Here is a 12,407-nt window from a genome sequence, read left to right on the forward strand (position 1 = left end):
CTTGATAATAAAGCGAATATATAGCTTTTATATTTTAGTAACCGATTTGATTTCTTCAATTGTTCTAACAGAAGATTTTGTGGTATCGTAGATATATGCAACGTTTATTTTGACTAAATCTCCAGGCTTTAAAGTTTTGATTATTTCTGAATAATTATTTTTTAATTTTTTCTTGTTATAATCGCTCAACTGCATTGTAAATGTTGCCATTTTCTCCTTTCTTGCTTCTCCGTTTATAAGTAACTTATTGTATTTTAGAACTCGAAAGTTTGCAAATTCTCCAGAATTGCCACAAGTTTTAGGGCATAAAGACGTTCTACCCGGGCACAATCGATATTTTATTTCACTTAACTTTGCTTCAAAAATATGGATTGTTGTAAAAGGTTCTTGCTCCCAATTTTTGCTAAATGATGAAGTCGTTTCCGCTTTTCTTTCTAGACTATTTTTAGAAATAAAGCTAGCATTTAATAAAAATACTATTATACCTAAAAGCACTATCGTTAATTTTTTCATTACGATTAATTTTTAATGAGATTAAATTTATTAGTTACACATTAATTGTGCTGAAGGGAGATTACGAATAAATCGCTTTGCGAAATTACGAATTACTTTTCGACTTAAGGTTAGATATTTTTGTTGAGGATGATTATAACTTTTGTCGGCTTACCATTTCGTTAATCCAAATTGGAGCAAAGGGAGAGGTGCAACCTTTTGATACCGGATAATTACGGTAAACACCTAAAAATTCTCCAATCTTTATTGCTCGCTCTCTATATTCCGGATGATTTATGCCGATTTGAGCAAGTGTTGTGTTCATTGTCCATTGCACTTCTGGAGCAGCAGTCAGCATTTCCTTTTCAATTCTTTCTAATAAAGCTTCGATGTTAATTCCTTCCGGATTTCTAGTTACACGACCGCTTGTTAAACTCCAACCTGCTCTGGCAAGCATTTTGTCATTAGTGTTCATCCATCGTTCACGAAATTGCTCATTGTTAGGGTAATCTTTAACAATGTAATTATAAAACCAATCTGCCGCCCAGGTAAAATCTTCTTGAGAAACCATTGTTTCAATTTCATCAGCCGAGAGTTCTTTTGGTTTCAGAATTAAAATTGAAAGTAATCTTGCATCAATATTTTCAGTCTTCCAAAGTTCGAGCGCTAAAGAATGATTGGTTTTTATTTTCTTGGCGATTGCTCTGATGTCGCCCATTTTTACGCCATATAAATTTTCTCTTGCGCCATTTTTTAAGTGCATATTACGAACTTTTTCGTCGCCAAGTGATTTAAGTGTTGATATGGTTTCTTGTAGATTCATTATCGTTAGCTTATCTTTCTCAAAATTATCTTTAAAAATGCAATTAGCAAAGTAAAGGTTTGAGAATCCCACTTATTAATTTAAACAAAAAATCAGGGCAAAAAAAAAGCATCCTTTGATCAGAAGGATGCTTTAAATTTTTTAGAAGATGCTCTAAAAACTATTTTGCTAAACCAGCTAAAACAGCGTTGTTTTTAGCTAATTGGTCGTTTTTAGGTTGTGCAGAGCGACTTCCTAACTCAATGTTAGTAGCTCTTTTTAAGAAATCCACTTCTTGGTGAGCGGTATTTTTATTTCTTCTGTCTTTTCTTTTTAATCTGGTAACTGCCATGGTTTTAACCTTTTATTATTTTTATTTGTACAAATGGAGGTCGAGAGCGGATTCGAACCGCTGTAGAAGGTTTTGCAGACCTCTGCCTAGCCACTCGGCCACTCGACCCTTTAAATTCAAGGTTGCAAAAATAGGAATTATTAATTAGTCCGCAAATAAAATCTGCTTTTAATTTCGAACTCTCACTATTTCAGCACAAAAGATTGCAGCACTTACGGCAACGTTTAATGATTCTGCTGCTCCAATTCTTGGAATGGTTACAGGTTTTTTAATTTTTTTTATTACATCAGGCGTTATTCCTTTTCCTTCATTACCTAAAATAATCAATCCTTCAGTACCCCAATCAGTTTTATAAATTGAATCTCCATCTAGCAAAGCACCAAATATTGGCATATCTGTTTTTTCTAATATGGTAACTAAATTTTCGTAATAAACATTAACCCTTGCTAACGAGCCCATTGTTGCTTGTACAGTTTTCGGATTATAAGCTTCCACACAATCTTCAGAACAAATAATATTTTTGAAACCAAACCAATCTGCCGTGCGAATGATAGTGCCCATATTGCCCGGGTCTTGCACACCATCTAAAATAATTGTAAACTGATTTTTAAGCGATTTTAAGTCAACAGAAGAAGTTTCAGGCTGGTGAACAACTGCTAAAAAACCTTGTGGTGTTTGTAATGTACTAATCTTACTTAATTCAGCGTTGTTTACTTCAAATAAGTTTATATTTGCAGGTAATTTGGGCAACAAATGATACTGTTCGGTGTTGTAAAATATGGTATGAATTTGAAAATTTGATTGTATAAATTCTTTAATAGATTTTATACCCTCAACCAAAAAAAGACCATTTTCTTTACGATATTTTTTTTGATGTAACGATTTAATAAAACTAATCTGAGATTTTGAAAGCATACAAATCCTTTAAATATTCTAAACTGAAAAGCCCTGCAATATTACTATTAATTATTGTTTTAATACAGGGTTGTTCATCAACTAAATACATTCCAGATTACCAGTCAATTGTTAAAAAAGTTACTATCGATAGTGTTGATGTTAAGTTTGAAGAACAGGCTTACAACTATGTTCAAAAGGATATTCGTCCTTCTTCGGCATTTAGTATTAATGTGCCGTTATATAATTTGTTTAACACAAAGGATGGCAGATATAAAACTACAGATATAAAACCTTTTGGTTCGCCACCTGCAATTCTTGATAGTGCGCTTGTTGAAATCTCCAGAAATCAGATTGAAAAATTTTTGAGGGGAAAAGGTTATTTCCAAGCGAAGGTTATATCAAATATTAAGGTGAAGGAAAAAAAGGCAGAGATAAATTTTAAAGCCCAGCCTGGTCCGGCATCATACATCGGAAAACTCTCTGATTCTATTTTTACGCCTCAGGTCAGAACTGTTTATCATAAGGAAAAACCTACATTTACACACCTTCATGAAGGCATGCAATATGACTCAGATTCCTTAAGTTATGAACGAGATCAGATTTATCGAATAATGAAGGAGAATGGATATTATGAATTTTTACGTCCGTTTGTGAATTTTGATGTGATTGAAACTGAGGATGTTAAAAAAGTTGATTTAAAACTCAATATTACAAATCCGCCAAATGGCGACCATAAGCAGTTTTATATTGGCAATACACATATGCTTATTGCGCCAAGTCCTGATGGTTTGCCAGATTCTGCAAGGTATAAATTAAGTAAAGATACCATTAATGGTATCGTTTATACAGATTTCTCAGGTCGCTATAGAAGAAATCCAATTGTTCGTTATGATTTTTTAAAGCAAAACGAACTTTATGATATTAGAAACGAGCAGCTAACATACGATAGAATGTATGAGCTTAACATTTTTAAGAATGTTAAAATAGATTATTACAGAAGAGATAGTACATCGAACAAAATTAACCCAATTATACTTTTAACGCCGCAAAAGGTAATGAGTAACAGGGTAGAGGGTGAGGTGCCTTTTAATGGTGGTACGGTTGGCTTCAATCTTAGTAACACCTACACTAATAATAATTTATTTCGTGGCGCAGAGCGATTTGAATTGCAATTAAAAGGCGGCCTTCAATCTAGAATTGGTAACGGCACATCCCCATTTCGTGATATTTATCAGCGAGATTTCTCTATCAGCGCAAGTATTAGTGTTCCGCGATTAATTATACCATTTTACAATCCTGTTTTGGGCGGAAATGGTATGCCACACACAACTTTTTCATCAAGTTACATTTATGCTTTGCAGAAGGATGTTTCGGTGCGAAGAATTTTTATCAACTCGATTACCTATGACTGGTTTGAAACAAAATCAAAGCTGCACAGTTTTACACCCTTAAATTTTGAGTATAGGTTTGGAAATTTAGACCCAAGTATTCCGGAAGAGATTTTACTCAACAACATTTATTACGGCATCCTTTTAGGTAGAAAAGATTTAACCTTAGGTATGAAATATACCTACACTTTAAATGCGGATAAGCTTAATCAACTGAGAACTTTTGTTTATTTCCGCGGCGGGGTAGATATTGCCGGAAACCTTTTGCAAGGCATCACAAATGTATTCGGTGCTCAAAGAGACCCTGCCAATGGTAATTCAGCAAATTTATTGGGTTTGCCTTTTAACCAATATGTTCGTCCGGAGATAGATATCCGTTGGTATAAACATTTGGGTGGGACTAATCAGTTTGTGGCGAGATTATCGGCCGGAGTTGGATACGCTTACGGAAACTCAGAAGAACGCGGTATTCCGTTTGAGAAATTATTTTTTGCCGGAGGTTCAAACGGAATTAGAGCCTGGCAAGCCAGAACTTTAGGGCCGGGCAATTACAATCGTGACGTTATTGGTACTGATTTAGGTAGAAGAACTTTATTTGGATTGGATCAGTTAGGTGAAATGAAAATTGAAGCCAATCTGGAATATCGTTACACTTTATTGAAGAAGTTTTTTGGAGGCGTTTTAAAGGGGGCTGCCTTTGTTGATATGGGCAACGTGTGGAACATTAACGGTAAAAGTACCTTGAGTGGTAATATTAGCGAGGAAATTAGGCAGCAGACGCTTTTAAGGCTTAGTAAGCTTGCGCAACAAACAGCAATTGGTGCGGGTGCAGGTTTCAGATATGATGTTCAGTATTTCGTTTTCAGGTTTGATATTGGATTAAAAATTAAAGATCCACAATTTTCAGGTTCAGAACAATGGGTTGTTGGTAAGTTTTTATCTGGCGGAAGAGATTTTAGAAATAATTTCAATTTAACCCATGCACCAGACACCTACCGTTTCTTACAGTACAATTTTGGTATCGGGATGCCTTTCTAATTAGCTGAATAAGTTCAAAAGGCCAGGTTTGGTATTAGGGTTTTTAAATGGTATTTCTTTAAAAGGTTGCCATCTTTTATCGATGTGCTTGTAAACTGAGAAATGATTCACATCGAATGTTCTTTTGAAGTTTTTATTTTGGTACTCATCCATAATTGCAGCGTATTGATGTGGTTTTACATCTTTAAAAGCAATTGTTAAGTGCGGCGTAAATTTGAAGTTATTCTTTTCATCAAGAAGGTTTAGCGGTTTTAACTCCCTTTTTATTTGCGATTGCAATTTCACTAAGCTTTCGTTTTGCTCAACATCGATATAAATGGTATGCTGTGGGAAAGAATTAAAGTTTTTGATTACCTGGCTAAATGGAGTTGAAAAGGCAGCATTTTCCAAAGTGCTAAAAAATTGTTTCTCTTTTTCTAAAGATGATATTTTAACAGGATTATAAAGTGTAATATGTGCCGGTCGTTTTAAGGATTGGAAAAGCTGATATTTTTCTGAAATCTCATTGCGGATGACGTCAATATCTTCCACAATCGAAATTGGCGGAACAATACAAACCAAAAATAAATTCTCCATCATCAAAAATACTAAAATAATTAGTAATTTTTTAAAAAAAATCTACCTTTTGAATTGAGGAATTTAATTAAAATAAATTCTTTAACCCATCAAAAATACTCTCGAAAAATGTAGCTAAATTTAATCCGCTGCTGTGGTTAAAATAAACAAATACCAAAAAGATAATCACTGCGAAAATGATGAGCTTTCTAAATGCAAAAGCGATTATTACCAATAAGATCGGTATGATAAATAACCATAAACTATTGATTGGATATGGATTTAAATCACCATCTTTTTTGTAAACATAAACAAGTTTGCTATGTGTGCCCGAATCATTTTTATGCTTTAAATACACAAAGGTAGAACGTTCTATAGGTAATGGTAAAACGGCAATACCATCGTTAAATTTTAAGCTCTGTGTAAAACCGCTTACGCTAAAAGTATAAGCTCCGTTAATGTTTTCGTTAGGATTATCTAAAGAATCCGCCGCAATAATGGCCAATTTATTATTCTTTAACAGATTTTCCTTAACTAAAAAGTTGTTAATTGCCGAAGTTTGTGCGAAGCCAAAAGAGCTGGTTAAGCAAAGAAAAAACAAGATAAATCCCTTTTTCATTCTATAGAACGTTTATTATAAATTAAGTAACCAATATGCAATAATACGCCATTTCTTTTAATCGCATCATTATATAAATTATAACTTAAACCAACCGGGCCAATTGGCGATTGATAAACGACTCCGGCAGTTGCTGCATAACGTAATTTACTAATGGCTTTTGCGTAGGCAATATCTTGTAAATTATTCAATTCGTATTCTTTATGTGGTAAAAATAAATAACCTTCTAATCGTAAATCTAAACTTTTTCTGATGTTAAAAATATTCTTTATACCACCCGCTGCATATGTTGATGCCCTAAATTTATCTAGAAAAAGCGAGCGGCTATCTTGCAAAGGATAAAATGCAGGCGAAACCAGTAGCGTTGAATAATAATTGTTAAAAAGTGGTTGATTTGAAATTACGCCTTCTACTAAATAACCAAGCGTATATTTATTTAGGTGAAGAAAATAATTTTCTTGTGTTAATTTGATGCTGCCCCATTGCCTGATTTGATTAAATGGTTTTATTGTATTTGGAGGCACAATATTTCTGAATATATTGCCCGGATTATAGTTTTCCCTTCCGGTAGTATAATTAAAACTTAAAGTAAAACTTTGTCCGCGGGTTGCATATTGTTTACGGTTTAAAGAGTTTTTTTCGAGATTTAAAGAAGCCTTAAATCCATTAAAAACAGTTTGGTCCAGTATATCGCCAACGGCAAAAGAATTATTCGGACTGTATTCATCCTGATTGTTTATGAAAGCAGAATGCAAAACAATTTTAGTGTTGTAATTTAATGGTACCCCCATCATTATATCAATTTTCCTGTCGGCTTGCTCAATGTAAATTGGCCTTGGGTTTTCGATAAAAATCTGACTTGTATTGTAAAAGTTCCAATGATTATAAGTGAGTTCTGCGCCTAAAAAAAGTGGCAGTTTAGTTGGGTAATCAATTCGTCCGCTTACTTGTACCGATTCATAAAACCTGCCAGAATAGAAGCTTGTGCCAAATGTATAGGCCTTACGATTTAGGTAATTGTACTGTGCACCTAAGAAAACATTACTAATGGGTCGGGTTGAAATATTGCCACCTAAATCGAGCTTAAAGCTTTTTTTAGGTTGTGCGACCACTTCAAATGTATAGCTATCCGTTGCAGGCTGGTAAACAATTTTTGGATAGATGGTTTCAAAAGTTTGGTCGGCAACTAATTTATAATAGCCTCGCTTAATATCTTCGAGATTGAAAGCCTTTTTATCACTTTTAAATAAGCGTTCTACATAGCGTTTTTGCTGAGCATTTACACCTGTTACATTAATGTTGTTGAAAACTAAATCTGGCTTTTTACGGTTAAATTTTTCTCTTTTTGCTGCAAGGTCAGCATCAGTCACTCTACGTTTAATAAGGGCTTTAATGCGCTCCATATCAGCAATAGTAGCATCGTAGCCTTTTTTAATTAAATCCTTAACCGGCGAAAAATTGGTAACGCTATAATTTGCCAAATCTGGCTGAATGTATACGCCATTTTTGCCCACCATAGTAGAATCTGACTTTGAAAGAAACATGAAAACCAAAAAGCGGTTCATTAATCTTTCATCATTGCTTTTAGGATATTCGTTATAGGTTTTGGAAGATACATTTGCACCAATTATATAATCTGGGGAAAATTCCTTTTGCATTACATCAGCAGGGAAATTATTATACAAACCACCGTCAAAAACGTACTTTCCATCAAGTTTAATTGGGCGGTAAATAATTGGAACCGTCATGGTTGCTCTTACAGCTTCGGCCAAACTTCCCTTATTAACGGAAATACTTTCTTGCGAAAGAACATCGGCAACCATGCATCTAAAAGGCACAAAAAGATTATCGAAGTTATCTTTTGATGCTGCCGATGCCTGAGAAAATAGTTCTAAAAAGGCAAAGTTTAGGGGAATGTCATTTATCAGGTTAGAGCGAAAGCTAAAATGAAAGCCCGAATCAATAGCAACTTTTGCAGTTAGCATTGATGCATTTGGTGCATTTTTCTCGAAAAAATAAGTGTAATCACTTGTATATCGTCCGTTAACCCAATTTTGAAATTCATCACTTATGGCAATTTTTTCAATTTGGGCAGGTGTATATCCAGCGGCATACATTGCGCCAACAATTCCACCCATTGATGTTCCAGTAACGTAATCAATAGGAATATGATTTTCTTCAAGCGCTTTTAAAGTACCAATATGTGCTAATCCTTTGGCTCCACCGCCACTAAATACCAAACCAACCTTTTGTGCTTGTAATTTGAAACAGCACAGAACTAATAGTATCGGCAAATATCTTTTAAAAGTTATCACTCCCTAAAATAAGGGTTTTCTTTTAAAATTAGTTCAGGATAAAAATGTTATAGGTTAAAAATGTTGCAAAACTTACCCAAAGTATGTATGGAATGAATAGGAGACCAGCAACTTTATCAATTTTATAAAACGTAATCGCGTTTGCCATGATTGCAATAAGCAACATAATAATTTCTGCCAATGCAAAACCAATTTCATGTAAATAAAAGAAAATAAACGACCAAGAAAGATTTAAAATCAGCTGAATTAAATAAAGTGCAACAGTACGTGGGAAGTGTTCAATCTTGTCTCTTTTTACCCAAACCAAATACGCTGCAATTCCAATTATAATGTACAAACTTGTCCATACTGGTGCAAATAACCAATTTGGTGGATTGAATGAAGGTTTATTGAGTGTTGGGTACCAGGTTTGAACAGATTTTGCAGTAGCCAAACCACCTAATGCGCCAATACTAAGGGTTAAAGCAATATTGATGATAAAGGCTAAAGGCTTAAATTTCATTTTTCTTAATTGTTGGAACGTTTAAAGGAAGATTGTTGATGCTAAATTGTTTTAATTGTTGATTAGTTTCTTGAATAAATCCTAATAACTAATGAACTAATGACTAACGACTAATGAACCAGTAAACTATCAAAAGGTTTTTATCTTCCAACAGATGGTATAACGGGTAAACTCTCATTGTTTTCATTACCAACACTTTGTACGGCAAAAAGGTAATTGTCTTTACTATAAGGCAAACGCAATTCAGTTGCAGTAGTAAAGAATTTCTTTTGCCAAACCGAACTACTGGTTTCTCTCATTAAAATATAATAGCCTTTAATATTGCCATTAATTGGCGCTTTCCAATAAAGAAAAGTAGAATTACTTAAGTTTTTAACGTCGACCTTAACATCAGCTGGCATTGATGGCGCCTTGGCTAAATTTGCTAAAACGGAAATGTTAACCGCGGTATTTTTTCTCAGATATTCAAAATCCATAAATTCGATTAAATCGCCATAAACTACGCCTTTTTCAGTTCTTAAGTCTTGATGCTGATGTTCGAAGTTCTCATTCATTTCGGTAAGCCTTACTGCAGAGAATCCATTTTCTACGAATGGTGTATGGTCGCCTCCGCGTAAAAATCTATCATTACGGTAAATCAATTTAATTTCAAGTTGATCAACATAACGTTCTCCAACTTCTTTTACGTAACGTGCAAGTTGGCGGCTTTTACCATCGTTCTCCAAACCAAACTGGCGAATGTTTTTTGCGTTTTTATCCAACTCATAAGCTGGCAATCCCTCACTAAAAACACGAAGTTTTGTATTATCTATAATTTGCGTTTCGCTCGCATTATTACTGCCAATCATATCATTATTCAGCATCGCTTCTAAATTCCAGCCTTCTTTTTTCGCTTTAGCCGCCATAAAACCAGAGCCTAATAAAGATTGTTCTTCGCCACTTACGGCAACAAAAATTACGGTAGCCGGGAATTTATATTGGCTCATAATTCTGGCTGCTTCAATTACGCCTGCAACTCCGCTACCATCATCATTCGCACCAGGTGCATCGCTAACTCTATTCATCACATCAGTTACACGACTGTCTAAATGCCCGCTAACTAAAAAAACTCGTTTATCGTTCGCATCTGTACCTTTTAAAATCGCTACTGCGTTACCCAATAAGATTTGTTTATCAACGCGTTTCCCATCAGGTTTTATGGTTATGGTATCTAAAAATGCTGTTAATCTTCCATCACCTTGCTTTGCAAACTGATTAAATTTAGCGACTACCCAATTTCTTGCGGCACCAATCCCTTTTGTTTTACTTTTTGTATCGCTGATGGTGCTTCTTGTTCCAAAGGAAACCATTTTGGTGATGTATGATTTCAATGAATCTGAATTAACAGACTTAACCATTTTGTCTATATCAGCGTGGCGATTTACGATGGTTTGAGCATCGACTGAGAAAGTAAAACCTGCTAGAAACAGAATTGTAAATATTTTTTTCATCAAAGGATAATTAGTTGAGCTAATGTATTGATTGTAGATGTTTATTTTAAGTTGTTTTCTTAAAAAGCTGTAACAATTTAAAGATAATCGATTTGTAAATTTATACAACATTTGGGTTCACTTAAAATGAGTTTTAGATTGATCTTATCTCCACAAAAAAAATAAAATTCAATATTTTAAACATAAACGTTTTGATTTTTATTGCATGAATGTGCTTAAATGTAACTAATTAACTTAATCGATAAAAAAACACGCGTAAATTTTCTATATTTATTTTTTGTAAATAAATTTAAAATTACCCTACACGCTCATCATCCCTCAAAAAAATAGTAATGGACAAGTTTCCTACTAACTTAACATCGGCTAAATGTGAACTTTTGGATAGAATACTACAAGAGTTTCAGCATGAGGAATATGTTAAAACAGACAGGGTGCTCCATATATTTAGGGGTAACGCCATTCTTGCATCAGAATACCTTCAACTTTTAAGCCAGTTAAACTTAGTTATGCTAATTGGTGAAGTTCATGGACACCCATTGCCTGCATTGATTGGAAAACAATCCGGATTGGATATTTTTTTAAGCGAAGGTGGTTTTATGACCAGGCTAGAACTTAGAAAAGCATATGAGGAAACAGGTAAGAGCTTAATAGAACTTCAAAAAGAAATATTTGATTTAAGGAGTCAGCTTGCTGCTTGTAGAGAATTAATTGCAAAGCAAGAAATGGCAATGTTAGATATGGATGCCGAGCTTAAACGTTTAGAAGCGGGAATGGAAAACGAAGATTATTAAGCTGTAGCATTTTTAATCACCTGCTCGTTTTACCATAAAAATCTATAAACTATGTTAAAAAATCAACTTAAAATTACAGGATTGTTTCTGCTGTTAAGCGTTTTGTTATTTTCATGCAAAAAAGATAAACCAGAAAAAGAGAAGGATGTACTTACAGGAGCATGGCAGGAATCAGGCATGAGCGGAGGTATGGGTAGAAGACTAGTCTTTAAACCTGGGGGCGAATTTACTATGGAAATTTGGACCAATACTTATAAATCGGGTGAAGTTAATGGCATTTATAAAATCGATGGAGATAACCTAACTGTTAATATAAGTGAAGACGTAGAAATTAATTCTGCCGGCATTGCAACAAAGAGAAAAGTTAACAGACAGTTATTCGAGAAGGGGAAATTTTCTATTTCAAATGGTATCCTCAGCATAAAATTTATCTCATATCCTGCTGATGCACCGGTAGAAACTGAAATAAAGTATGGGAAAATTGTGGCAATTGATTAAATGAATATGATTTTGTTGTAAAATTTGTCATTCTGAGCTTGTCGAAGAACCTGTTTAAGGCATCTCGACAAGCTCATGTGACATTGTGAAATAGATAGATATTTGGTTAAATTAATTATCAATCTTAATTTCTGTTCTTCTATTTAAAATTCTGCCTTCTTCGCTGTTGTTTGTGCTAACTGGTTCTTTCTCTCCATGGCCAACAATTCTAAAGTTGGATGCATTTAAACCAGCGTTAACCAAATAAGATTTTACCGAGTTTGCTCTATCGATTGATAAAGACATGTTATGTTCTGGCGTTCCTTCTGCCGATGAATGTCCATTTAATACAAATTTAGTATTTGGCGATTTTTTCATTTCTGCAACAGCTTTATCTAAAATAGAAAAAGATGCTGTTTTTAATACGGCCGAGTTAAACTCAAATTGAATGTTGTCTAAATTAAAATTTGGCTTATCAGTTGGCGCAGGTGCTTCGGTTTCCTTTACTGGTTCTGGTGCAGGCTTTTTATCTTCAACAGGCGGAGTTGGTTTAGAAACAGGTGCTGGTTCTGCTTTTACAAGTGGTTTTTTTGCTTTGCAAGCATACATAGTAAGTGTTAATAATCCGATAATCGTTGATAAAAATAGATTCTTGATGTTCATGTTTGATATTGTTTAATGTTTGTTTT

At 34.2% G+C, this 12,407-nt stretch carries 13 protein-coding genes and 1 tRNA gene; 3 read left to right on the forward strand and 11 right to left on the reverse strand.

The window, feature by feature from the left end; all coding sequences use genetic code 11:
- Positions 1–27: 27 nt before the first annotated feature.
- The 5 genes from QWY86_RS15830 to QWY86_RS15850 form a co-directional block, all read right to left on the reverse strand.
- Positions 28–513 carry a hypothetical protein gene (locus QWY86_RS15830; protein WP_290243410.1) on the reverse strand — a complete coding sequence of 162 codons (486 nt, stop codon included), beginning with the start codon at positions 511–513 and terminating at the stop codon, positions 28–30.
- A gap of 133 nt (positions 514–646) precedes the next feature.
- On the reverse strand, positions 647–1,315 hold the full coding sequence (locus tag QWY86_RS15835; protein ID WP_290243411.1) for a DNA alkylation repair protein: 669 nt from the start codon (positions 1,313–1,315) through the stop codon (positions 647–649).
- A 160-nt stretch (positions 1,316–1,475) separates the two neighbouring features.
- Complete coding sequence (locus QWY86_RS15840; RefSeq protein ID WP_290243413.1) at positions 1,476–1,646, reverse strand: spore protein; 171 nt, start codon at positions 1,644–1,646, stop codon at positions 1,476–1,478.
- A gap of 34 nt (positions 1,647–1,680) precedes the next feature.
- Positions 1,681–1,754 (reverse strand) — tRNA-Cys (locus QWY86_RS15845).
- A gap of 60 nt (positions 1,755–1,814) precedes the next feature.
- Positions 1,815–2,561 (reverse strand): TrmH family RNA methyltransferase, encoded by a 747-nt coding sequence (locus QWY86_RS15850; RefSeq protein ID WP_290243414.1) that lies wholly within the window; start codon positions 2,559–2,561, stop codon positions 1,815–1,817.
- On the opposite strand from QWY86_RS15850, the gene tamL reads away from it, so the two are divergent.
- Positions 2,552–4,969: a translocation and assembly module lipoprotein TamL gene (gene tamL, locus QWY86_RS15855; RefSeq protein ID WP_290243415.1), complete on the forward strand. Its 2,418-nt coding sequence runs from the start codon at positions 2,552–2,554 to the stop codon at positions 4,967–4,969. The genes QWY86_RS15850 and tamL overlap by 10 nt on opposite strands.
- On the opposite strand, the gene QWY86_RS15860 is transcribed toward tamL, so the two are convergent.
- The 5 genes from QWY86_RS15860 to QWY86_RS15880 all read right to left on the reverse strand — a co-directional run bounded on the left by QWY86_RS15860 (position 4,970) and on the right by QWY86_RS15880 (position 10,450).
- Positions 4,970–5,548, reverse strand: coding sequence for a 2'-5' RNA ligase family protein (locus tag QWY86_RS15860; protein ID WP_290243416.1), 579 nt, complete (start codon positions 5,546–5,548; stop codon positions 4,970–4,972).
- Positions 5,549–5,612: 64 nt separating this feature from the next.
- Positions 5,613–6,143: a hypothetical protein gene (locus QWY86_RS15865; protein WP_290243417.1), complete on the reverse strand. Its 531-nt coding sequence runs from the start codon at positions 6,141–6,143 to the stop codon at positions 5,613–5,615.
- Positions 6,140–8,437: a patatin-like phospholipase family protein gene (locus QWY86_RS15870; protein WP_290243418.1), complete on the reverse strand. Its 2,298-nt coding sequence runs from the start codon at positions 8,435–8,437 to the stop codon at positions 6,140–6,142. The genes QWY86_RS15865 and QWY86_RS15870 overlap by 4 nt, the downstream gene beginning before the upstream one ends.
- A 49-nt stretch (positions 8,438–8,486) precedes the next feature.
- A complete protein-coding gene (locus tag QWY86_RS15875; RefSeq protein ID WP_290243419.1) occupies positions 8,487–8,960 on the reverse strand; it encodes a TspO/MBR family protein in 474 nt (157 codons plus the stop codon).
- A 140-nt stretch (positions 8,961–9,100) separates the two neighbouring features.
- Positions 9,101–10,450, reverse strand: a complete 1,350-nt coding sequence (locus tag QWY86_RS15880; RefSeq protein ID WP_290243420.1) for a M28 family metallopeptidase — start codon at positions 10,448–10,450, stop codon at positions 9,101–9,103.
- Positions 10,451–10,782: 332 nt separating this feature from the next.
- Here QWY86_RS15880 and QWY86_RS15885 point away from each other — a divergent pair, with 332 nt between their 5' ends.
- Complete coding sequence (locus QWY86_RS15885) at positions 10,783–11,241, forward strand: hypothetical protein (protein WP_290243422.1); 459 nt, start codon at positions 10,783–10,785, stop codon at positions 11,239–11,241.
- 51 nt (positions 11,242–11,292) lie between these two features.
- Positions 11,293–11,739 (forward strand): hypothetical protein, encoded by a 447-nt coding sequence (locus QWY86_RS15890; RefSeq protein ID WP_290243424.1) that lies wholly within the window; start codon positions 11,293–11,295, stop codon positions 11,737–11,739.
- A gap of 111 nt (positions 11,740–11,850) precedes the next feature.
- Here QWY86_RS15890 and QWY86_RS15895 read toward each other — a convergent pair whose 3' ends face one another.
- Entirely contained in the window at positions 11,851–12,381 is a 531-nt protein-coding gene (locus QWY86_RS15895; protein ID WP_290243425.1) for an OmpA family protein, read from the reverse strand.
- Between the last annotated feature and the right edge of the window lie 26 nt (positions 12,382–12,407).

This window comes from Pedobacter aquatilis (assembly GCF_030409415.1).
In the GTDB taxonomy this organism is placed as follows: Bacteria; Bacteroidota; Bacteroidia; order Sphingobacteriales; family Sphingobacteriaceae; genus Pedobacter; species Pedobacter aquatilis.